The organism is Nesterenkonia sphaerica, from assembly GCF_005771565.1.
GTDB lineage: Bacteria > Actinomycetota > Actinomycetes > Actinomycetales > Micrococcaceae > Nesterenkonia > Nesterenkonia sphaerica.
The window spans coordinates 1-20,720 of the sequence record NZ_VAWA01000014.1 but is presented as its reverse complement, the minus strand read 5'-3'; the positions used below and the strand labels follow the sequence as shown (position 1 = coordinate 20,720).

Annotated in this window: 20 protein-coding genes; 15 read left to right on the top strand and 5 right to left on the bottom strand. The window is 64.8% G+C overall.

The window, feature by feature from the left end:
* Nucleotides 1-9 precede the first annotated feature (9 nt).
* From FEF27_RS10215 to FEF27_RS10200, 4 genes are all read left to right on the top strand, one after another.
* Nucleotides 10-4,884, top strand: a complete 4,875-nt coding sequence (locus FEF27_RS10215) for an NAD-glutamate dehydrogenase (RefSeq protein ID WP_138170759.1) — start codon at nucleotides 10-12, stop codon at nucleotides 4,882-4,884.
* 2 nt (nucleotides 4,885-4,886) lie between these two features.
* Nucleotides 4,887-6,413 (top strand): sensor histidine kinase, encoded by a 1,527-nt coding sequence (locus FEF27_RS10210; protein WP_138170758.1) that lies wholly within the window; start codon nucleotides 4,887-4,889, stop codon nucleotides 6,411-6,413.
* Between the two features lie 189 nt (nucleotides 6,414-6,602).
* Nucleotides 6,603-6,851, top strand: a complete 249-nt coding sequence (locus tag FEF27_RS10205) for a WhiB family transcriptional regulator (protein WP_028463811.1) — start codon at nucleotides 6,603-6,605, stop codon at nucleotides 6,849-6,851.
* Nucleotides 6,852-6,915: 64 nt separating this feature from the next.
* Nucleotides 6,916-7,317, top strand: a complete 402-nt coding sequence (locus FEF27_RS10200; RefSeq protein WP_138170757.1) for a hypothetical protein — start codon at nucleotides 6,916-6,918, stop codon at nucleotides 7,315-7,317.
* A 10-nt stretch (nucleotides 7,318-7,327) separates the two neighbouring features.
* Here the strand turns inward: FEF27_RS10200 and FEF27_RS10195 are convergent, their stop codons facing one another.
* Nucleotides 7,328-7,723 carry a DUF1844 domain-containing protein gene (locus FEF27_RS10195; protein ID WP_243729199.1) on the bottom strand — a complete coding sequence of 132 codons (396 nt, stop codon included), beginning with the start codon at nucleotides 7,721-7,723 and terminating at the stop codon, nucleotides 7,328-7,330.
* 60 nt (nucleotides 7,724-7,783) lie between these two features.
* Here FEF27_RS10195 and infC point away from each other — a divergent pair, with 60 nt between their 5' ends.
* From infC to FEF27_RS10170, 5 genes are all read left to right on the top strand, one after another.
* Nucleotides 7,784-8,530 (top strand): translation initiation factor IF-3, encoded by a 747-nt coding sequence (gene infC / locus FEF27_RS10190; RefSeq protein ID WP_138170756.1) that lies wholly within the window; start codon nucleotides 7,784-7,786, stop codon nucleotides 8,528-8,530.
* 274 nt (nucleotides 8,531-8,804) lie between these two features.
* Nucleotides 8,805-8,999 carry a 50S ribosomal protein L35 gene (gene rpmI, locus FEF27_RS10185; protein WP_138170755.1) on the top strand — a complete coding sequence of 65 codons (195 nt, stop codon included), beginning with the start codon at nucleotides 8,805-8,807 and terminating at the stop codon, nucleotides 8,997-8,999.
* A gap of 50 nt (nucleotides 9,000-9,049) precedes the next feature.
* Nucleotides 9,050-9,436 (top strand): 50S ribosomal protein L20, encoded by a 387-nt coding sequence (gene rplT / locus FEF27_RS10180; protein ID WP_138170754.1) that lies wholly within the window; start codon nucleotides 9,050-9,052, stop codon nucleotides 9,434-9,436.
* A gap of 122 nt (nucleotides 9,437-9,558) precedes the next feature.
* A complete protein-coding gene (locus FEF27_RS10175; protein WP_424991678.1) occupies nucleotides 9,559-10,683 on the top strand; it encodes a TrmH family RNA methyltransferase in 1,125 nt (374 codons plus the stop codon).
* Nucleotides 10,680-11,012 carry an RNHCP domain-containing protein gene (locus FEF27_RS10170; RefSeq protein WP_138170753.1) on the top strand — a complete coding sequence of 111 codons (333 nt, stop codon included), beginning with the start codon at nucleotides 10,680-10,682 and terminating at the stop codon, nucleotides 11,010-11,012. Before FEF27_RS10175 ends, FEF27_RS10170 begins: the two co-directional genes overlap by 4 nt.
* A 25-nt stretch (nucleotides 11,013-11,037) precedes the next feature.
* Here the strand turns inward: FEF27_RS10170 and thpD are convergent, their stop codons facing one another.
* Together thpD and FEF27_RS10160 are read right to left on the bottom strand one after the other, a co-directional pair.
* Complete coding sequence (gene thpD, locus FEF27_RS10165; RefSeq protein WP_138170752.1) at nucleotides 11,038-11,937, bottom strand: ectoine hydroxylase; 900 nt, start codon at nucleotides 11,935-11,937, stop codon at nucleotides 11,038-11,040.
* A 132-nt stretch (nucleotides 11,938-12,069) separates the two neighbouring features.
* Entirely contained in the window at nucleotides 12,070-13,017 is a 948-nt protein-coding gene (locus tag FEF27_RS10160) for a cation diffusion facilitator family transporter (RefSeq protein ID WP_138170751.1), read from the bottom strand.
* A 91-nt stretch (nucleotides 13,018-13,108) separates the two neighbouring features.
* Between FEF27_RS10160 and FEF27_RS10155 the strand changes: the two genes are divergently transcribed.
* Both FEF27_RS10155 and FEF27_RS10150 read left to right on the top strand, forming a co-directional pair.
* On the top strand, nucleotides 13,109-14,296 hold the full coding sequence (locus FEF27_RS10155; RefSeq protein WP_138170750.1) for an amidohydrolase: 1,188 nt from the start codon (nucleotides 13,109-13,111) through the stop codon (nucleotides 14,294-14,296).
* A 39-nt stretch (nucleotides 14,297-14,335) separates the two neighbouring features.
* Nucleotides 14,336-14,638, top strand: a complete 303-nt coding sequence (locus FEF27_RS10150; RefSeq protein ID WP_138170749.1) for an acylphosphatase — start codon at nucleotides 14,336-14,338, stop codon at nucleotides 14,636-14,638.
* 24 nt (nucleotides 14,639-14,662) lie between these two features.
* Here FEF27_RS10150 and FEF27_RS10145 read toward each other — a convergent pair whose 3' ends face one another.
* Nucleotides 14,663-16,747, bottom strand: coding sequence for a S9 family peptidase (locus FEF27_RS10145; protein WP_138170748.1), 2,085 nt, complete (start codon nucleotides 16,745-16,747; stop codon nucleotides 14,663-14,665).
* Between the two features lie 25 nt (nucleotides 16,748-16,772).
* Entirely contained in the window at nucleotides 16,773-17,366 is a 594-nt protein-coding gene (locus FEF27_RS10140) for a hypothetical protein (protein ID WP_138170747.1), read from the bottom strand.
* A gap of 116 nt (nucleotides 17,367-17,482) precedes the next feature.
* On the opposite strand from FEF27_RS10140, the gene FEF27_RS10135 reads away from it, so the two are divergent.
* From FEF27_RS10135 to FEF27_RS10120, 4 genes are read left to right on the top strand one after another with little or no spacing between them, the layout of a single operon-like run.
* On the top strand, nucleotides 17,483-18,169 hold the full coding sequence (locus FEF27_RS10135) for a CDP-alcohol phosphatidyltransferase family protein (RefSeq protein WP_166429991.1): 687 nt from the start codon (nucleotides 17,483-17,485) through the stop codon (nucleotides 18,167-18,169).
* Between the two features lie 5 nt (nucleotides 18,170-18,174).
* Nucleotides 18,175-18,903, top strand: a complete 729-nt coding sequence (locus tag FEF27_RS10130; RefSeq protein ID WP_138170745.1) for a lysophospholipid acyltransferase family protein — start codon at nucleotides 18,175-18,177, stop codon at nucleotides 18,901-18,903.
* Nucleotides 18,900-19,892, top strand: a complete 993-nt coding sequence (locus FEF27_RS10125) for a phosphatidate cytidylyltransferase (protein ID WP_138170744.1) — start codon at nucleotides 18,900-18,902, stop codon at nucleotides 19,890-19,892. The genes FEF27_RS10130 and FEF27_RS10125 overlap by 4 nt, the downstream gene beginning before the upstream one ends.
* Before the next feature lie 43 nt (nucleotides 19,893-19,935).
* Complete coding sequence (locus FEF27_RS10120; RefSeq protein WP_138170743.1) at nucleotides 19,936-20,694, top strand: superoxide dismutase family protein; 759 nt, start codon at nucleotides 19,936-19,938, stop codon at nucleotides 20,692-20,694.
* Nucleotides 20,695-20,720 lie beyond the last annotated feature (26 nt).

Sequence of the window (20,720 nt, the reverse complement as noted above, 5' to 3'; positions counted from 1 at the left end):
CACAAGGCGATGGCCGATCAGCCCACCACACTCTGGACCCGGGACGACGATCAGTTTGAGGCGCTCGCGGAGGCATACTTCGCCCATATCGCACAAGAGGATCTGGCTGAGATCGACCTCTCGGAGCGTCTCCACCGCGTTGAATCACATGTGCGGTTGGCCGATTCCCGCCGGAGCGCACAGCCTGCGGTGACAGTGGTGCGCGTCGGGCACCGAAGCGTGGTGCAGGTCGTAACCGATGACATGCCCTATTTGGTGGACTCGGTCACCAGTGAGGTCACCCGGTGTGGACATGCGATCTCCCTGGTGGTCCACCCCATTCTGCTGACCAAGCGCAGCTCTCGCGACGCCCGGCTGAAAGCGGTGCAGTCGCTGCCCACGCAGGGCCGCTCCCTGTCCTCTGGTGATACCCAGGCGCTGCCGAGCTTGGCCGCGATCATCGACGAACAGGATCGCTTTGAGGTGGAGTCCTGGATCGCGGTGGAATTGGACCGGGTCCTAGATGCAGAGGCCGCCGAGGCTTTGGTGGCCGGGCTGAGCCGCGTCCTGCACGATGTGCGCGCCAGCTACCGAGACCAGACGAAAATGGTTGCGCAGGCCCACCGTGCGGCCTCGACCATCCGGCGGCTTGACGGGGTGATGGACCGCGACGAGTCTGCGGAGTTTGTGGAGTGGATGGGCGATGGAAATTTCCTCTTCCTCGGCTACCGTGAATATTCGCTGACCTTTGAGGGTGGCCAGCCGGCCGACGCAGAAGGTTCGGACCCTTCCGAGCAGTGGCCGGATGAGGAGGAGATCCACGCTCGATTGGAGCCGGTGCCCGGCACGGGACTCGGCATCCTCGCCGACGTCGAGGGAGTTCCCCGCGCCCGCAGCTCCTCGGAACTCTCCGCCGCGGGCCGGGCCCGGGCGCTGCAGCCCCGCGCGCTGGTGATCACGAAGGCGAACTCACGCTCCACGGTGCGTCGGCGAACTTATATGGACTACGTCGCAGTCAAGACCTTCAGCGACGACGGGCAGGTGACCGGGGAGCGCCGGTTCCTGGGACTGTTCAGCCAGCGTGCCTATACGCAGTCGATTGACACCATCCCGCTGCTGCGGTCCCGCGCCAAGCAGCTCCTGGCACGCTCAGGGTTCAGCGCCGACTCCCACTCCGGCTCTGACCTGTTGCAGATACTGGAGACGTATCCGCGCAACGAGCTGATGCAGATGGATATTGCCGAAGTTGAGGACACCGCCTGGCAGATCCTGCAGCTGCAGGAACGCCGCCGCGTCAAGCTCTTCCTCCGCAAGGACCACTATGGGCGATTCATGACTGCGCTGCTGTACCTGCCGCGCGACCGCTACAACACCAACACTCGGCAACGCACTGAGGCCGAGCTGATGGCACACATTGATGCAGAGTCCATCGACTTCACCGTCCGGCTGTCCGACTCCGTGCTGGCTCGGGTCTTCTTCCGGATGCGGCTCAACGCTGATGCAGCGGAGATGAGCATCAGCGAGGAGGAGCTGGAACTGCGGCTGGCCCGCGCGGTGCGATCCTGGAGTGAGGGGATTGCCCAGGAAGCTGCTGAACGTTACACCCAAGCACACGCTGATCGCATTTCCAGCCGATGGGGAGAGGCATTTCCCCCTGAGTACCGGGCTGTCTACGAAGTCTCTGACGCGCTGCACGACGCCGCAGAGTTCGAAACTCTCCAAGCGCAACCGGAGGCCGGACCGCGGCTGTACTTCTACGCCCCGGAGTCCGACGACCCCGCAGATATGCGCCTGAAGCTCTATCTTGCAGACGCCAAGACACTGACCGACACCCTGCCGATCATCGACGATTTCGGCCTGTCGCTGTTGGATGAGCGCGCTTACACCATCGTCACTGCCGATGGGGCGATGTGTTACCTCTACGATCTGGGTATCTGCTACCCGCCGGGAGTGGACCCATCGGGCACCAGTGAGCTGTTCAAAGAGGCGTACCACCAGGTACTGGTCGGGCGTGTTGAGTCCGACGAGTTCTCCCGCCTGGTGCTGCATCTGCAGATGGACATTCGCCGGGTGACAGTTCTGCGCGCCTACGCGAAGTACATGCGGCAGTTGGGAGTGCCGAACTCCTATGATTTCCTGGCCGAGGCGCTGCTGGCCAACCCCGAGGTAGCGCGGGCGCTGATCGCGCTGTTCACCGCCAAGTTCGATCCCCGGCTGAGCTCGGGGCGCGCGGAGTCGGTTCAAGCCTGCCGCGGACAGGTCCTCGCCGCCTTGGAGTCAGTCCGGACCCTGGATGCGGACCGGGTGCTCTCGGCTTTCTTGAACCTCATCGACGCCACCGATCGCACCAACCTTTACCAGGGCAAAGACTGGGTGTCCCTGAAGCTGAGACCCCAATCCATCGACGCTGCCCCTGCACCGCGCCCGGCCCACGAGATCTGGGTGTACTCACCGACTGTGGAGGGATCGCATCTGAGGTTCGACCGGATTGCCCGCGGCGGACTGCGCTGGTCAGACCGCTCCGAGGACTTCCGCACCGAAGTCCTGGGGCTGGTGAAGGCTCAGATGGTAAAGAACGCGGTGATCGTCCCCTCAGGTGCCAAAGGGGGGTTTTACCCCAAGCAGCTGCCGGACCCCGAACAGGACCGCGCCGCGTGGTTCGAAGCCGGGCGGAACGCGTACAAGACGTTCATCCGAGCGCTGTTGGACGTGACAGACAATCAGCTCACCGGTGAGGGTGCGATGGAGGTCGTGGCCCCGGAGAACGTTATCCGGCATGACGGGGACGACCCCTACCTGGTGGTGGCTGCGGATAAGGGCACCGCTGCCTTCTCCGATACGGCGAATGAGATCAGCCTGGAGTACGGTCATTGGCTGGGTGACGCCTTCGCCTCCGGCGGCTCGGTTGGGTACGATCACAAAGCGATGGGCATCACCGCCCGGGGCGCCTGGGAATCGGTGAAGTCACATTTCAAGACTCTCGGGCACGACACCCAGGCTGAAGACTTCACGGTGATCGGCATCGGCGACATGGGCGGCGATGTGATGGGCAACGGCATGCTGCTTTCTGAGCACATCCAACTGGTCGCAGCGTTTAACCATCTGCATATCTTCATCGACCCGAACCCGGACGCCGCAGTCTCGCACGCCGAGCGGAAGCGTCTCTTCTCCGCGCAGAAATCAGGCTGGGACGCCTACGACCCGGAGCTGATCTCCGCCGGGGGTGGCGTCTTCTCCCGGGACGCACGCAGCATCGACATCACTGCGCAGATGAAGGAGAGGTTCGGCTTCGAGGCGGATCAGCTGACGCCTCCGGAACTGATCAGCGCCCTGCTGAAGGCGCCGGTGGACCTGCTGTACAACGGGGGGATCGGGACCTACATCAAGGCCGCAGCCGAGTCGCACGAGGATGTCGGCGACCGCGCGAACAACGGAATCCGCATCAACGGCTCGGAGGTCGGCGCCAAGGTAGTCGCGGAGGGCGGCAACCTGGGACTGACCCAAGCTGGGCGCATAGAGGCCGCCCAGCACGGCGTGCTGCTGAACACCGATGCCATCGACAACTCCGCCGGGGTGGACTGCTCCGACCACGAAGTCAACATCAAGATCTTTCTTGAAGCCCTGGTCCACTCTGAGCACCTGGCGCCTGAGGCGCGCAACGGGCTGCTCGAGCAGATGACAGAGGACGTTGCGGAGCTGGTGCTGCAGACTAATGAGGATCAGAACGTGCTCCTGCTTGCAGAGCGGCATCGGCTCACCGAGTGGTCTCCTAGCTTCGGACGTCTCATTTCCTGGCTGGAGGCCCACGCGGGACTGGATCGCCAGCTGGAGGTCCTGCCCACCGACCAGGACATGCAGGACCGGCTGGCAGCGCAGGTGCCTCCGCTGACGGCTCCCGAGATCGCAGTGCTGGCGGCCTACGCAAAAATCCATCTCAAAGGCGAGCTGAGCGAATCCGACCTGCCGGCGGATCCTTGGCTGCTGCGGGTTCTGGAGAGCTACTTCCCCACACAGCTGACGGAACAGTTCACTGAGCAGCTGCCCCGCCACCCGCTGGCTGGACGCATCATCGCCAATGAAGTGGCCAATGACGTGATCAATATGGCCGGCTCCACCTTTGTCTTCCGCACCATTGAGGAGACGTTCGCCTCTCCGGCGCAGGTGGTGCGGGCATTCCTCGTGGTGCGTGAGCTTTTCCAGCTCGACGAATTTGACGCCGCACTGCGCCGTCTCCCGGTGGAGTTCCCGACCTCGTCGTGGGCAGAGGCCTATGTGGATATGCGCCGTCTGCTGGACCGGGCCGTGCGCTGGTTGGTCAATCACGGGGTGGACAGCGCCTCGTTGGAAGAAGACATCGCCGCCTACCAGGAGCACATCTCCCCGCTGTACCGCCAGCTCCACGGTCTGCTGGCGGGAGCCGATGCAGAGCGGGTGAGCCTGCGCCGCGCGGAAGTCTCTGAGTTGGGAATGGGGGACGAGCTGGCTTCCTGGTACGCCGAGCTGTTCGAGTCTTTCTCCCTACTGGACATCGCGGCCCTGGCCCGCGCCCACAGTATGGACTCTCGCGTGGTCGCCGAGGTCTACTACGCCGTCTACGCGGATTTCGACGCCGATTCGCTGCTGAACCACATCACGAATCTTCCCCGAAAAGACAAGTGGCAGGCCCTGGCAAGGGGTGCCCAGCGCGACGAACTGTACTTCGCGCTGCACGAGATCACCCAGTCGATTTTGACGACGACCGACCAGCAGACGGATCCACAGCAACGTTTGGCAGAGTGGAAACAGGCCAACGCTTCGGCGCTGACGCGCGCAGAGCGACTCTCTGCTGAGGTGCGGGACCACGAGTTCACCATGGCTTCCATTGCAGTGCTGCTGCGGCACCTGCGCGGCCTCGTCGGCGCGTAGCCATGGGTGTTGACGTACTCAGCGAACGGTTGGACGACAACCGGCACCTGAGGCGCCAGGACATCGAGTGGCTCCATGCCTTGGTCGCTGATTGGCAGCTGCTCTCCGACTTGGCCTTTTCCGACCTCGTGCTGTGGTTCCCCGACACCGACGACGGCGTGGTGGAGTCCGCGGGCCGTTCCTATGTGGCGTTGGCTCAGGCGCGTCCTTCTACCACCCAGACGCTGGTCCACCGTGATGTGGTCGGCGACCGCATCCGTGCCGATCTGCGGCGAATGGTCGAACGCGCCTGGGTGGCACAGGTGGAGACAAATTCCTCCGATCAGGGCCAGCCGTCTCCAGCTCGGATGCGGGTCACCGCGATACCGCTGGTGCGATCGGGCATGACCGTGGCCGTGATGACGCTGCACTTCTCCGTCGCTGCGCTGCGAACTCCCTCGCGGATGGAGCTCACCTACCGGCGCTGCGCTGCGGATCTGATGGCCATGGTGACAGACGGCGCATGGCCGGACGCGACGGAGGAATTCACCGGATATTCCGGCGCCCCGCGAGTCGGGGACGGGCTGCTTCGGCTGGACACAGAGGGGAAGATCACGTTTGCCAGTCCCAATGCTGTCTCCGCCCTGCTGCGTCTGGGCGTGCAGGATGCGCTGGAAGGCAGGTCCTTGGCGGGGATCGGCGCTGAGCTGCAGCGCGCCACTGGCGTCGCCGTCGACGCCTCACAGCCGCAGATGCTCACCGGACGCCGCGCAATGCGCGCTGAGCTTGAAGCGCACGGCGCGGCTGTCACCCTGCGTTCCATTCCGCTGGTGCACCGGGGGGAGAGGTTCGCCGCACTGGTACTGTGCCGGGACGTGACCGAGCTGCGCCGCAGGGATAAGCAGCTGATGAGCAAGGACGCCACGATCAAAGAGATTCACCACCGGGTGAAGAACAATCTGCAGACAGTCTCGGCCCTGCTGCGTATGCAGTCCCGGCGGATGAGCTCCGCCGAGGGGCGGGAGGGGCTGCAGCGAGCCATGCGCCGGGTGGAGACCATCGCTATGGTCCACGATTCACTCTCTCAGGGCTTGGAGGAGAGCGTCGACGTGGACGAGCTGATGCGTCGGCAGCTGCATCTGGCCACGGAGATGGCGCAGTCAGAGCGTTCTGCAGAGACCCGGTTCGAAGGCAGTTTCGGTCAGCTTCCGCCGCACATGGTGACTCCGCTGGTCCTGGTGATCACCGAGGTGATCGCCAATGCGGTCGAGCACGGGTTGTCAGGCTTCCCCCCGGACGAGCGGCTGCGCATGACACTGACCGTGAATCGCCTGGCTGACGCTGCCGGGCGTCAGCGGCTGGAGATTGAACTGACCGATGACGGCGTCGGGGTGCCGGAGGGTGAATGGGAGCCCGGTCTGGGTCTGCAGATTGTTCGCACGCTGGTCCGGGGCGAGCTTTCCGGCGCTATCGAATGGCTGCCCGGTACCGGAGAGGATCCGCAGCGACCGGGCACCCGGGTGGTGCTTCGGGCACCGATTCTCGGGTAGCGCCTCAGCGCCCGTTCCCCCCGTGGAGCTGCCGCACAGCTGAACGTGACGAATCACACAGGGTTTTGTCAAATTCAGCCGTTGAGAGGTCTTGTTTGCCTGTGCGTAACATGCCAGCCTTTAATACTAAAGCATCCAAGACCGGCCTGAGGCGCGCGTCGCCGGCAGGCACAAGGAGTAGTGATCGCCATGGATTGGCGCAGCCGAGCAGCATGTCTGGACAAGGACCCCGAACTTTTCTTCCCGGTGGGCAACACCGGCCCGGCATTACTGCAGATCGAAGAGGCCAAGAGCGTGTGCCGCAGGTGCCCAGTGATGGACACCTGCCTGCAGTGGGCGTTGGACACCGGCCAGGATGCCGGGGTCTGGGGCGGCATGTCTGAAGATGAGCGGCGCGCGCTCAAGCGTCGCGCGGCACGTGCCCGCCGGGCCAGCTGAACGCCACGCAGGTCTCACCTCAGCGTGAGGCCTGCTGCGGGGTGCAAATGATTGAATAGTTCCCATGGCAGAGACGTCGTCGGCGAGGCCTCCACGCCCCACATCGGTATGGGTCGTCTACGTGATCCTGTTCTGTCAGGGCGCAGCCATCATTGGGGGCACATTGGTGACTGCCCTGAGCTCGGACGCTCAAGTCCTTGATGCCGCCGGAACAATTGCCCTGACGGTGCTGTACCTGCTCTCTGGGGCCGTGCTGGTGCTGTTGGGATTCCGGATCTTCCTGGGCTCCGCCACCGCGCGCACCCCAGCCATGGTCCTTCAGCTGCTGATGGTGGTCCTCTCGTTCAGCTTTTTCGCCGGAGGCGCGCTCAGCACTGGGCTGATCTTCTTGGTGCCTGCAGGCACCGCGCTGGTGCTGCTTTTCATCAAGCCGACCGCTGAGTGGCTCGAGGCAGGCCAACCCTAGCGGGAGCCGATCAGGAGACCGCCCCGGTCCATTTCTCGCCCGGGCCCTTGCCCGGCGCATCAGTAATCAGGGAGGCTTCCCGGAACGCCAGCTGCAGAGATCGCACTCCGTCCCGCAGAGGAGCGGCGTGCGTGGATCCGACTTCCGGCGCCGCGGCGGTGACCAGCCCGGCGAGGGCGGTAATAAGCTTGCGCGCCTCGTCGAGATCCTTCAGTTCCTCAGCGTCTGGCCCTTCTGCCAGGCCGGTCTTCACGGCGGCGGCGCTCATCAGGTGCACTGCCACAGTGTTGATCAGCTCCACGGCCGGAACCTCGGCAATATCTCGGGTCTGGGTGCCGATGAGTGCGGCGACGTCGTCCTCGGCAGCGGAGCTGTGTCCCGACGGGGTGTTCTGGTCACTAGTCATACTGATAAGATTCTCACAGTCGATTTCCACCGCGCCACCGCGTGCCTCGAGATCGGCCTCATGGAGCATCTCATCGAATCAGGAGCAAGACAGATCAGCGAACCACGCATCAACAGCCGAATCCGAGTTCCGGAAGTCCGCCTCGTGGGCCCTCAAGGGGAACAAGTGGGCATCGTCAGAATAGAAGACGCCCTGCGCCTGGCAGGCGAAGCTGATCTTGATCTGGTAGAGGTTGCTCCGCAGGCGAAGCCGCCTGTCTGCAAGCTGATGGACTTCGGCAAGTGGAAGTACGAGGCCGCAGTCAAGGCGCGCGAATCTCGGAAGAACCAGTCGACCACCACGCTGAAGGAAGTTCGCTTCCGTCTGAAGATTGACGACCACGACTACAAGACGAAGGTCGGTCACGCTCGCCGGTTCCTCGACGCCGGAGACAAAGTCAAGGCGATGATCCAATTCCGTGGACGTGAGCAGCAGCGCCCTGAAATGGGTGTGCGCCTGCTCCAGCGGTTCAGCGAAGACGTCGCCGATCTGGGTCAGGTGGAGTCCTCCCCCCGCCAGGACGGGCGTCATATGGTGATGGTGGTCGGTCCGCTGCGCACCAAGGCCCAGCAGGCCAAGGCCGCAGCCACCCATGAGGGCGAGGTCTCCGACAACGAGGACAACAAGGCCAAGACCAAGGCCAAGAACGAGCGCCGGGCACAGAAGACACAGGAGCGTCAGAAGCGGGTCTCCACCGACCCCAAGGACGTCAAGCCGCTGTCTCACTCCATGGAGGATTACCTCCCGGATGAGCTCAAGAACCGCTGATTCCCTGCTCTCCACACGGTGAGCTCCGGCGCGCGCACGGGCGAGCTCGGCGGGAATTCCTGAAGAATTTGGGGTCGACGTCGCGGTTCCCGTAAGATATACCGTTGGGTTGGCAGTCTGCGTCCGTTACAGGGCACAGCCGTTCAATCCGCGACAAAGGGGCTGCCGCTCATCTCCGGAGAATGGGGCAGCCCACCTCTGTGCCGTCGTCGTGGTTGTCCCGTCGATCATCCAAGGCACTGCAGGTCCGAACAAAACGAAGGAGTGCGGCTCAATGCCGAAGCAAAAGACTCACTCTGGGGCCAAGAAGCGTTTCAAGCAGACCGGCTCCGGCAAGATCAAGCGCCAGCAGGCCAACCGTCGCCATTACCTGGAGCACAAGTCTTCGCGCCTGACCCGTCGCCTGGCATCTGACCAGATTGTCACCAAGGCTGACGAATCGCGCATCAAGAAGATGCTGGGCCTCTGAGCCCCACGCATCGAGTACGACCCCAGACTTAGCTCACAGGAGAAACATTCATGGCACGTGTCAAGAGGGCGATCAACGCCCACAAGAAGCGCCGCAAAGTCCTTGACCGGGCTTCCGGCTACCGCGGACAGCGCTCCCGCCTCTACCGCAAGGCCAAAGAGCAGCTGCTGCACAGCTACACCTACAACTATCAGCACCGCAAGAAGCGCAAAGGCGATTTCCGTCGCCTCTGGATCCAGCGCATCAATGCGGCCTCCCGCGCACACGGCATGACCTACAACCGGTTCATCCAGGGCCTGAAGGCCGCCGGAGTCGAGGTCGACCGCAGGATGCTCGCCGAGTTGGCCGTGACCGACTCCAAGGCATTCGGCTCCCTGGTGGAGACTGCGCGCCAGGCTCTGCCCTCGGATGTCAACGCTCCCAAGGTGTCTGCCTGACCCCTGGGTCGGCTGCAGTGATGCCCGCTTCCACATTGTGGAGCGGGCATCACTGCGTTAAGCACCCCTATCTGGGAAACTCGATGGGACGCTGGGCGTGCTGAGCCATTGTGTCCCACACAATGTTGCAGCCGGGGCCGCTGGACCATGGGTATTGCAACAATCAGTGCGACGCCGCCAGCTTCTTGGCAGCAACGTCCCCTCGAATGTGCCGTCCGGGGGGAGAAAGCGAGACAGTGGTGGATGAACATCTGATGGACAACCCCCGCAGCGAGCGGGTGAGACGGGTCGCATCGCTGGCCAGCCGTGCCGGGAGGAAGAAACATCGCCAGTTCCTGGCGGAGGGCCCTCAGGTGGCGCGGGAGGCGCTCACCCTGTGGTTGTCCCGCTTCGAACCTCAGCCGCCTCCCGGTACCGCTGGGCAGAGCCGCGCAGACGGGCTGCCAGAGTTGGATTCCCTGTTCTTCGACCCCGTTGCCCTGCGCCGTCTTCCTGATGTGGAAGCGTTGGTGGATCGCCTGCGAGCGGTGCTGTTCGACCCCGCTGCGGAGCTGCCGCGCGGTGCCCGCCCCTTCCTGCGCGAAGCAACCCCAGAGGTGCTGGCCGCAATGGGGGACGCGGAGACCTCCCAGGGCTTGGTCATAGTGGCGCGCATCCCCAGCTGCAGCTCGGAGCCGGCGGCCGCTCATCAACTCAACGCCGCGGCACTCGTCGCCACCCTGGTCCGGGTGCAGGACCCAGGGAACGTCGGCACCATGATCCGCACCGCTGACGCAGCCGGGGCGGACATGGTGGTCCTCAGTGGGGGAGCGGCTGACCCCTGGGCACCGAAGGTCGTCCGCNGCGCTGCCGCGGGGTCCCACTTCCACATCCCGCTCATCACCGGTGCGGATCCCGAACCGCTTGCGCACCGGTCCAAGGCGGTCGGAATGCAGGTGCTCGCCACCGCCGCGGAGGCCGAGGCGCAACTGACTCAGCTGGTGCCCTCGGCGGAGCAGACAGGGTCTTTCGACGCCGCTGCGCGCACCATGTGGCTCTTTGGAAATGAGGCCCAGGGACTGAGCCAGCAGGAACTCCAGCTGGCTGACCACGTGGTCGCCATCCCTATTTATGGTCGGGCGGAGTCACTCAACGTCGCCACCGCCGCGACCATCTGCCTCTACTCCAGCGCGCTGGCACAGCGCGCCTCAGCCGTCAGCTCCGCAGCACCCCGCGCCCCGGGCCACGACCCGGAGTCCAGCCCATGACTTCCGCCGGAGGGCCTGAGCCGGGCAGGCGGCAGACCGAGAACACCGGCTTCGCCTGCGTCCACTGCGGGGCCGCGGTGCCCCGGCATGCCGGAGGGAGCTACCGCAACCACTGTCCACAGTGCCTGTGGTCGCGCCATGTCGATAAGCTGCCCGGCGATCGGGCGGCTGACTGCGGTGGGGCCATGGCACCGGTAGGTGTGGACTACTCCGGTAAGAAGGGCTACATCTTGGTCCATCGCTGCACCGCCTGCGGCGCGGCAGACCGCAACAAGCTGGCCCCCGACGACGACATGGACGCCGTCATCACCCTGCAGCGCCCCGAGTGATCAGTAGGCGCGCGGCGCGACAGGTTCAGCTGCCAGCTGGGGTGAAGTCGCGGCTGCCGAGGAACTCCGGCCGTGGTTTCGGAGCGGCAAACGGATCGACCAGCGTGTTCTCCACGGAGTTGTACACAATGAACACATTGGAGCGTGGGAAGGGCGTGACGTTGCCGTTGGAGGCATGCATGCAGTTGGAGTCGAACATGATGGCTCCGCCAGCGGGGCCCTCCAAGACGTCGATGCCGAACTTCTCAGCGAACTGCTCAAGCGTGGAGGCGGCCGGCACCCCAGCGCCCTGCATGATCAGGGACAGTTTGTGATTGTCCTCGGGAGTCTCTCCCGCGGCGCAGACGTAGTGCTTATGCGACCCAGGCATGATCATGAGTGGGCCGTTGAACGAGTAGTTGTCGGTCAGTGAAATGGAGATGCTCACTGCCCGCGGCGTGGGCATTCCGTCCTCAGCGTGCCAGGTCTCAAAATCGGAGTGCCAGGTGAACTCTTTGCCGACAAACCCGGGTTTGTAATTGATCCGGCTCTGGTGGATGTAGACCTCCGAACCCAGAATCTGCTGGGCCCGGTTGACAATGCGCGGGTCATTGGCGATCTTTCGGAAGATCTCATTGGTCTTGTGGATGTCAAAGATCGAGCGCACTTCATCGGATTTCGCCTCCACCACAGTGCGTTCATCCGCTTTGACGGCCGGGTCCGCAGCGAGGCGCTTCAGCTCGCTGCGGAACAGCTCCAGTTCATCATCATTGATGAGCTGGTCGATGGTTAGGTAGCCTCGCTGGTCAAAGCTGGCCAGCGTCGCAGCATCAAGTGGGCCTTGGTCTGCGGTGCCGTGCACGACCGCGTCCTGCCGTGGCATGACGCGGTTCTCACCCTGGCGGGTGGGATAGAGGTCGGTCACTTCTGGGGCGATCGTGGTCATAAACTGGAACCTCCTTGGTCGTAGATGTGCTCCGCCCGCGGCAGCGGCTGCTGCCGGACCCCAAGGAGTTCGCGACAGCACCGGTGCCGTCACTTGGACCGTATCAGGCTCTTCAGCGAGCGCAACCCCTGGTCAGTGGCAGCTGCGGGGTGTGGAGCCGGGCGCCAGCTGCTCGCCGGAGGCCTGCTGTGCCGTCTCGAGTTGGAACGTGGAGTGGAGGATCGGCACCGGAAAATGCTCGGCCACACAGGCTCGCAGCGCCGCCAGGGTCTCGGGCGCGCACCCCTGCGTGAAACAGGCGTCATCGACCACCACGTGTGCGGAGAGCACGGGCAGGCCGGTCGCCACAGTGGAGGCATGCAGATCATGGACCTCCTGGACATGTCTCAACGAGAGCATATGCTCCCGGACCTCGTCCAGATCCAGGCCCCGCGGGGTGAATTCCAGAAGCACACGTCCCGTTTCGCGCAGCAGCAGCACTGCCCGCGGCACGATCATCGCGGCAATCAGCAGGGCCACTACGGCATCAGCACCATGCCATCCGGTGGTCCAGATGATCACTGCGCCGGCAATGACCCCCAGTGAGCCGAGGGCATCTGCGAAGACCTCCAGGAACGCAGCCCGGAGGTTGAGGTTCGCCTGCCGCCGCGGCGCCAGAACCAGCAGGGCGGCTACGTTGCCCACCAAACCGGCGGCGCCGAAGAGCAGCAGCTCCACGTGCAGCACCTCCCGCGGTGCCAGCAGGCGCTGTACGCCTTCCACCGCGGCGTAGAGGGCGATCCCCACCAGCAAGGCGGCCTGCACGGCCCCGGCCAGGGACTCCACTCGGCGGTAGCCCCAGGTGCGGGTGCGGGTGGCGCTGCGGAACATCACACTGGCCGCGATCAGCGCCACGAAGAGCCCAATGCTGTCGGCGAGGGAATGCACCGCATCAGTCAGCAGCGCCAGTGACCCCGTGACCCACGCACCGATAGCCTGCACGGCGACAATCCCCACCGTGATGAGGCAGGCGACCAGCAGGCGACGACGCTGCCCGCCGACGTCGCGGGCCCCCTGGCCGCCGCTGTGCGTTCCTCCCATATATTCACAATAAGCCTGGTTATTGAGAATAGCGATGATGCGACACCTGGGTCGGGCCTCCAACGGCGGAGTACTGCACTAGGGTGAGACTATGGTTGCTTCTGGAAACTATGTGCTGATAAATGCGCATGTGGTCCCGGCCACGGCGGCTCCCTTCGACGGCTCGGTGGTGGTCACCGAGGGCAGAATCACGGAGCTGGGACCGGATGTCGAGACACCTGCGGGACATGAGGTGATCGACGCCGAGCGCGGCTGGGTACTGCCTGGGCTGGTGGACGCTCACGTCCACCTCGGAGTCCACGAGCAGGGCGAAGGCTGGGCCGGCGCCGACTTCAACGAGTCCACCGACCCCGTCACCGCCGCAGTGCGGGCCATTGATGCGATCAATCCTGTCGAGATCGGGTTTGATGACGCGCTCGCCCACGGCGTCACCACAGTCAACGTCAACCCTGGGTCGGCGAATGTCATTGGTGGCTTGACCGTGGCGATCAAGACCCACGGCGCGGTCATTGACGATATGGTGCTGCGTTCGCCCTCCGGGCTGAAGGCCGCGCTCGGTGAGAACCCCAAACGTGTCTACGGTGACCAGAAAAAGACGCCCAATACCCGGTTGGGCACGGCCTTTGCGGCGCGGAAGGCTTTCGCGGAGGCTCAGCACTGGGCTGCGAAAAGCCCGGAGGATCGCCCGGCTGATCTCGTCTCGGCGGCGTTGGTCAAGGTGCTTAACCGCGAAATCCCGTGGCGTCAGCACTGTCACCGTGCTGATGACATCATGACTGCCCTGCGCATCGCCGACGAGTTCGGCTACGATCTGGTGCTTGACCACGGAACTGAGGCCCACCTGATCGCCGAGCGCATCGCAGCGCGGGGCATCCCGGTGCTCTACGGGCCCATGATGGTCTCCAGGTCCAAGGTAGAGGTCCGGGCACGCAGCCCCCGTGCGCCGGGGATCTTGGCGAAGGCCGGGGTCAAGGTCTCGATCATCACAGACCACCCGGTAGTTCCCATCGATTTCCTTATCAACCAGGCGTCCCTAGCCGTCAAAGAGGGGATGGACCCAGCAGAGGCCATCAAAGCAGTGACCATCAACCCGGCCGAGGTGCTGGGCGTCGCGGACCGCGTGGGATCGATCGAGCCGGGCAAGGATGCTGACCTCACGCTCTGGGAGGGGGATCCCCTGGATACCCGCCATCGGGCGCTGCGCACCTGGATCGAAGGGAGGGAAGTCTATTCCTACGATTCAGCCACCGGCGCCGGCTCGGTGCGCCCGCGCTGGTAGCCCCTTCACACCAGCTTCCACCTTTGCTTGACTGAACCTATGGAATCCCACTTCAGCGCAGGCACCTCCGTTCGCGTCACCGGCACTGTCCAGGGGGTGAACTTTCGGAACTCTGCCAAGCGGCAGGCCGAGGAGCTCGGACTCGTCGGCTGGGTGCGCAACACTCCGGACGGCGCTGTGGAGCTGCTCATCGGCGGCGACGGCCCCGCCGTCGAGGCGCTGATCAGCTGGTGCGGCACCGGACCGAAGCGCGCGGAGGTCACCTCAGTGGAGACTCGCGAGGCCTCCGCGGCCGAACTCCAGGCACTGCCCGCGGAAGGCTTCAGAGTCCGCCGCGGGTGAGCCATCCGCAGCGGAGACTCTTGGTCACTCGGACTCCGGCGAAGACGTCTCCGCTGGGGTCAGCCCCAGCGGAGCCGGCAGGCGGCCGGGCTGACCGAGTAGATGTTCGGAGAGGAACGCGAAGATCACTCGGTACCACACCTTGGTGTGCTGTGGTTGCAGGATCCAGTGATTCTCATCCGGGAAGTACAGGAACCGGTGCAGGGTCTCACCGTCCGCGTCAGCGGGCAGCCCTGAGTCGGCCAGCAGTTCGAACCACAGTCTGAGCCCCTCCCCGATGGGCACACGATAGTCCTTGTCTCCGTGGATAACCAGCATGGGGGTGACGATCCGGTTGACGAAATCGTGCGGGGAGTGTTCGTCCATCATGGCCTGATCGATCTGGCGACGCCAGAAGGGTGACATGTCGGTGGTCGGCCCGAACTGGTCCAGCGCCCACAGGCTCGCGTGGGTGACGATGGCTTTGAACCGGTCAGTCTGCCCGGCAATCCAATTGGCCATGTATCCGCCGAAGGAGCCTCCCATGGCCGCCGTTCGCGAAGCATCGATGTCCGCGCGGGCCTCCACAGCGTCGGTGATGCTCATCAGGTCCGTATAGGGCTTCTCGCCCCAGGCGTTCCATCCGCGCTGCACAAAATCCTGCCCGTACCCGGTGGAAAGAGCCGGGTCAGGCAGGAGCACCGCGTATCCCTGTTCCACCGCCAGCCAGGGATTCCACCGCCAGGACCACGCGTTCCACGAGCTCAGCGGCCCACCATGAATCCACAGCAGCAGCGCTGCAGGGGTATCGGCGGAGGCGTGCTCAGGCAGACACAGCCAACCCCGGACGACGACGCCGTCGCTGGCCCGGGTCTGCACCTCCTCCAGTCTGCCGGGGATCGCAGGACGGGGGGTGGGGTTCTGCAGCCGGGTGACTGAGCCTGTGCCAAGGTCAATGCGCACCACCTCTTCGGGGAAGGCGTAGCTGCTGCGCACCGCGTATGCCACAGCGCCGTCTGGGGAGGGATGCACCTCAGAGTAGACTGCCCCCTCCACGGCCACTTCCTCGGCCTCCCCTGAGACAACGTCGACGATGAAGAGCCCACCGCGTCCCGTCTTGTCGGCGGTGGCCAGCAGTCGTTGGTCATCCAGCCAGGGGCGGGAGGAGGCGGGGCTCAGCCACAGATCAAGCTGCGCTGCCAGCGGGGTGACCGTGCCGCTGCTGATCTCCAGGACCGCAAGGCGGGGGGAGAGGGCGCGTTCCGGAGAAGGTTGGGGCGAGACGGTCACCGCAGCCTTGGTCCCGTCGGGACTGAGCGGTCCCGGGGTGTAGGTGATGCCGGGGGAGTCCGCCACCATGCGATGCGCGCCGGTGGAAGTCTCCACTACAGCGATGGATGAACGGCGCTCTGCCTTCGCTTCAGGCACAGTGACCCCGAGCAGCGCCTGCGAACCGTCCGGGCTCAGCTGCACGGTGCCGTCGAAGCGGCGGCCCAGCTCCAGGGTGAGACAACGCAGCCGATGCCGAGCCGACTCCGCTGGCCCCACGGCGTCGTCGTCATCCTCGGCTGGTTCGACGATGAATGCGTGGTTCGCGGCCGGCCCCAGGTCTTTGTCCCAGTACCGGACCGGGTACCCGGAGTGCAGTACGGCTGTGACGGAGGCGTCCTTGCGCAGCGTGTGCAGACTCTCCTGGGAGCTCTCGTCGGTGGCACCGGGAAGCAGGGGAGCGGTCACGGCAGTCACGTCAGCCTCGGCGGCAGGAACCACGGAGGTGACACCTCCTGCCCGGCCGTTGACCACCCGTGCCTCCCCGCCGCTGGCTGGGAGGCACCACAGGGCGCTGTGCTCATCCTCCCCGGTCTCGTCGGCTCGCGCTGAGGTGAAGTACAAGTCTCCGGCGGCAGAGAACGCGGGGCCGGTCTCGCCCTTCAGACTCCGGGTCAGCCGCCGGGCCGGCCGTTGACCGGCCGGATCTATCTCCCACAGGGCGCTCACGTAGCCGTTGTTCTTGGAGTTCAGCGTCTGCACCGTAGTGACCAGCCGGGACCCGTCCGGGCTGAGGCACAGCCCGGATGTTCGAGGGTGGGCTACGTAACGGTCCAGGTCAGCGAAGATCGATTCAGCCATAACCGCCAGTTTGTCACGGGGTGGCTCAGCGCCGTCGTGACATCACAGTGATGAACCACGCATAGAATCCTCCCCAGCCGGCCCAGAACACTGCCGAAATGTCACGCTCCGGCACCTGCGGGAACGCCATGCGGATCAGCCGCGCGATCCCGGCGGTCAGCAATGTGACCGTCATGAAACGGATCAGTCTGCCCGGGACGCTCCAGGCCAGGAAGTTCAGCAACGACTTGTGTTGCAGGCCGGAAGCGCGGGCATAGAGCTTGTAAGGAACCCCGCGGGTCGGTCCGCGCAGCAGAGCGCGGTGCCCGGAGGCGGTCACTTCCTGCTCGACGTGCTCCACCATCCCGGCGGAGATGGCTGGCACTCGGATGAGTGCGGCTCGGGAACTCTCTGCCGACACGCTGCGCGCCCACCGCCACGTCACCGCTCCGCCCAGCAGTGCACCGCCCAGAGCTGAGCAGGCGGTGCTCAGGCCACGCCGGGGTCGGCGGAGACCTAGCCAGGAGGTCCACACATCCGGGACCACAAAGAAGAAAGTGGCCTCCGCGAACCCCCACACAGCTGCCACGCTGTGGTCCCGCACCGCCCCGGAGGTGTTCCGTCTGCGCAGCCGTCCCATAGCCCGACTCTAACGTGAGCCGATCACAAAATCGGCGGATGTCGAACCAACGGTTACTGACGCGGTGACCCGGTAGGTATTAGCGTATGGACTACACCGAGTGAATGGACATCAGCATGAGTCACGGCACCGACCGGCGGGAGATCCCTCAGCGCAGCACCCGGTGGGCAGCCAGGACTGCCGACGTCCTGGCGGCGGCGAAGCTCACACCCAATCAAATTTCCCTCGGCTCCATGTTCTTCGCCGGCGTCGGCGCTGCCGCGTTGATCAGCTCAGCCCACACTGATGGTGATGCTGCCCGGCTCGTGCTTCTGACAGCGGCCGCTGTCTGCATCCCGCTGCGGCTGCTGCTGAATATGCTCGACGGAATGCTCGCTGTGGAGAAGGGCATGAGCTCTCCAGTCGGGGATTTGTACAACGAGCTGCCCGACCGGATCTCGGACGTGCTGCTGCTCGCAGCTGCAGGAATTGCGGCAGCAGGAGTGGCGACGGTCGGTAGCGTCGACCTGGGCATCTTGCTGGGCTTTCTCGCGGCGGTTCTGGCGGTGCTCACCGCATATATCCGCAGCCTCGGGGCCTCATTGGGGGCTGGGTCGTTTTTCGACGGACCGCTGGCCAAACCGCACCGGATGTGGCTGCTGACGGTCGGAGCCCTGGCAGCCACCGCCGAACCCTGGTTGCCCTGGCCCCCCGGCTGGGTGCTGCTGAGCACTGTGAGCGTGATCGCTCTCGGGTCGCTGTTCACCTGCATGCGCCGAGTGCGCCGCATCAGCACAGTGCTGCGGGTCCAGGCAGGAAAGTAGTCCCGATGATGACCACCGCCTTCCCCCGGCGCAGCCTCGCGAAGCTCATCGGCGCCTTCACCGGCGCCCGCGTCCTGGCCGCCGAGGGTGATTCGCCCCCGCAGCTGCCTGAGCAGGCTATCTATTACGCCAACCACAGCAGTCACCTGGATTTCCTCACCATTTGGGCGGCCCTGCCGCCGGACCTACAGAATCGCGCCCGCCCCGTGGCGGCCAAGGACTACTGGGGAAGTGGACTCCGGAAGATCTTCGCGGAGCAGATCTTCAACGCCTACCTGGTGGACCGGCACGGCGCCAGCGGCCCCCGGCGGCGCAGATCCCATGCTGGGGTCAGCCCCAAAGGTCAGATAACCGGCATGTCCGAGGTGCTCGCGGCCGGGGACTCGCTGATCATCTTCCCGGAGGGTACCCGCGGCGACGGAGAAACCATTGCCGAGTTCCACGGCGGCCTCTACAAACTGGCCCAGTGCCACCCTGAAGTGCCAGTGGTGCCCGTGACGTTGGCAAATCTGGGACGTATTCTGCCCAAAGGAGAGTTGATTCCGGTGCCGCACCTGTCGACTGTCGTCTTCTGCGCACCGATCCAGCTCGCTGCCGAGGAGAGTCAGCAGGTGTTCCTGACCCGAGCGCGACAGATTCTGGTCGAGTGCCTCGCCGAGCACCAAGCCATCGCCCGTGACGCAGCGGACGACGCCACCTCCCCCGGGGCTCCGCCACGCCAGGACCACCCATGAGTGACTGGGAATTCGGTCTGCTCGACTCCTCTGCACTGGGTCTCCTCGGCGGTGTCCTCGGGGCACTGGTGCTCGCCAGCGTTATCGCCTGGATCCTCGGCAGAAAAATGGGTGCCACCAGCACCATCAGAAATCTGAAACAGCGCATCAACGCATGGTGGCTGATGGTGGCGCTCATCGGGGCGGTGCTGGCCGCAGGAGAGACACTCACCATCTTGCTCTTCCTGGTACTGTCCCTGCTGGCGTTGCGTGAATTCATCACCATCTCTCCCACCGGCAGGGCCGACCACAAAGCATTGGTGTGGCTGGTGTTCATTCTTCCTCCGCTGCACTACTGGTTCCTGTGGGAACACTGGTACGGCATGTTCAGCGTTTTCATACCCGTCTACGCTTTCCTCTTCTTGCCCGCCCGCAACGCCCTGGCGGGAGAGACCAAGGGGTTCCTGCAGCGCGCGGCCACCATCCAATGGGCGCTGATGGTGTGTGTCTACGCCATCAGCCACGCTCCCGCCCTGTTGCAGCTTCCGGTGGCCATGGAGCTTGGCCGGGAGGCTGCTGAAGGTTCGGCACCGGGAGCAGGTGGAGCCACCGGGGCGCATCTGCTGCTGTTCCTGCTGATCGTGGTGCAGGGTTCGGATGTGCTGCAGTACGCCTGGGGAAAAGCATTGGGTCGGCACCCCATCGCGCCTAGCGTCAGCCCCAATAAGACCTGGGAGGGGTTCATCGGTGGTGTCCTCTCTGCCACTGCGATCGGGGCCGCTCTGTGGTGGATCACCCCCTTCTCGCCTCTCATGGCGGCTGCGCTGGCACTCATCTCATGCGTAATGGGGTTCGCCGGGGGTCTCGTGATGTCAGCCATCAAGCGTGATCGCGGAATCAAAGACTTCGGCTCCACCATCCCCGGCCACGGCGGCATCATGGACCGGCTGGACTCGCTCTGCTTCGCAGCCCCGGTTTTCTTCCACGCGGTGCGATTCCTGTACGCATGAGTACTGTGCGCCGCGGTCCGCTACGGGGATATAGTGTCCAGCGATGCGAACCTCCGCCCGCTGGCCCGCCCTGCTGTCCCTGACGCTCTGCGCCACCCTAGCCCTTGCGGCATGTGGTGGTGATGATGACCCCGACCCCACGCCTGAGCCCGAACCTGAGCAGACGGGGGCTGCGGCGCAGGAGGGCACCGACAGGCAGCCAGCCGACGACGACCCGGCAGACCCCGGCGACGAGCCCTTTGCAGAGACAGAGCTGGTGGATGTCGCCGGCAACGAGGTAGGCCGGGTCAGCTTCGCCGAAACCGAAGACGACGAAGGTGTCCGAGTGCAGGTGGAGGCCTGGGACCTGGGCCCAGGCTTCCGAGGCGTGAGCATCCACGAGCAGGGAGTGTGTGAGGTCCAGTCAGCCAATGAGTGGGGTCAGATCGGCGACTTCTTCTCAGCCGGCGGCTCGCTGGAAGGTGAGACCGAACAGGACATGGACGTCATCGAAGGCGAAGGCGAATTGGAGACCGATCCGCCCCAGGCCGCCGAGGCTGAAGGTGACGTCGCCCACCCTGACCGGGCCGGGAGCCTGCCCAATCTGCTGATCAACGAGGACGAGTCCGGGTACCTGGAAGTGGTGACCGACCGGCTGAGCCAGGAGCTTCTGCTCGAAGGTGAGGGCAGGGCCGTGATCATCCACTCCGCCCCTGACAATCACGGCAACGTCCCTCCCCGGTACGCCCCATACGGTCCCGATCCTGAGTCGCTGACCACCGGCGACACCGGCGACCGGGTCGCCTGCGGCGTCGTCGACTAGGGCGTGTCTCCTATTTGCGTAGCCAG

Coding starts and splice junctions, on each gene's coding strand:
- FEF27_RS10215 (WP_138170759.1), top strand. CDS start 10: ATGGCCGATCAGCCCACCACACTCTGGACCCGGGACGACGATCAGTTT.
- FEF27_RS10125 (WP_138170744.1), top strand. CDS start 18,900: ATGAGTGACTGGGAATTCGGTCTGCTCGACTCCTCTGCACTGGGTCTC.
- FEF27_RS10150 (WP_138170749.1), top strand. CDS start 14,336: ATGGAATCCCACTTCAGCGCAGGCACCTCCGTTCGCGTCACCGGCACT.
- FEF27_RS10160 (WP_138170751.1), bottom strand. CDS start 13,017: ATGGGAGGAACGCACAGCGGCGGCCAGGGGGCCCGCGACGTCGGCGGG.
- FEF27_RS10210 (WP_138170758.1), top strand. CDS start 4,887: ATGGGTGTTGACGTACTCAGCGAACGGTTGGACGACAACCGGCACCTG.
- FEF27_RS10155 (WP_138170750.1), top strand. CDS start 13,109: ATGGTTGCTTCTGGAAACTATGTGCTGATAAATGCGCATGTGGTCCCG.
- FEF27_RS10120 (WP_138170743.1), top strand. CDS start 19,936: ATGCGAACCTCCGCCCGCTGGCCCGCCCTGCTGTCCCTGACGCTCTGC.
- rplT (WP_138170754.1), top strand. CDS start 9,050: ATGGCACGTGTCAAGAGGGCGATCAACGCCCACAAGAAGCGCCGCAAA.
- FEF27_RS10130 (WP_138170745.1), top strand. CDS start 18,175: ATGATGACCACCGCCTTCCCCCGGCGCAGCCTCGCGAAGCTCATCGGC.
- FEF27_RS10135 (WP_166429991.1), top strand. CDS start 17,483: ATGAGTCACGGCACCGACCGGCGGGAGATCCCTCAGCGCAGCACCCGG.
- FEF27_RS10170 (WP_138170753.1), top strand. CDS start 10,680: ATGACTTCCGCCGGAGGGCCTGAGCCGGGCAGGCGGCAGACCGAGAAC.
- FEF27_RS10200 (WP_138170757.1), top strand. CDS start 6,916: ATGGCAGAGACGTCGTCGGCGAGGCCTCCACGCCCCACATCGGTATGG.
- FEF27_RS10195 (WP_243729199.1), bottom strand. CDS start 7,723: ATGACTAGTGACCAGAACACCCCGTCGGGACACAGCTCCGCTGCCGAG.
- rpmI (WP_138170755.1), top strand. CDS start 8,805: ATGCCGAAGCAAAAGACTCACTCTGGGGCCAAGAAGCGTTTCAAGCAG.
- FEF27_RS10140 (WP_138170747.1), bottom strand. CDS start 17,366: ATGGGACGGCTGCGCAGACGGAACACCTCCGGGGCGGTGCGGGACCAC.
- FEF27_RS10205 (WP_028463811.1), top strand. CDS start 6,603: ATGGATTGGCGCAGCCGAGCAGCATGTCTGGACAAGGACCCCGAACTT.
- FEF27_RS10145 (WP_138170748.1), bottom strand. CDS start 16,747: ATGGCTGAATCGATCTTCGCTGACCTGGACCGTTACGTAGCCCACCCT.
- thpD (WP_138170752.1), bottom strand. CDS start 11,937: ATGACCACGATCGCCCCAGAAGTGACCGACCTCTATCCCACCCGCCAG.
- infC (WP_138170756.1), top strand. CDS start 7,784: ATGGAGCATCTCATCGAATCAGGAGCAAGACAGATCAGCGAACCACGC.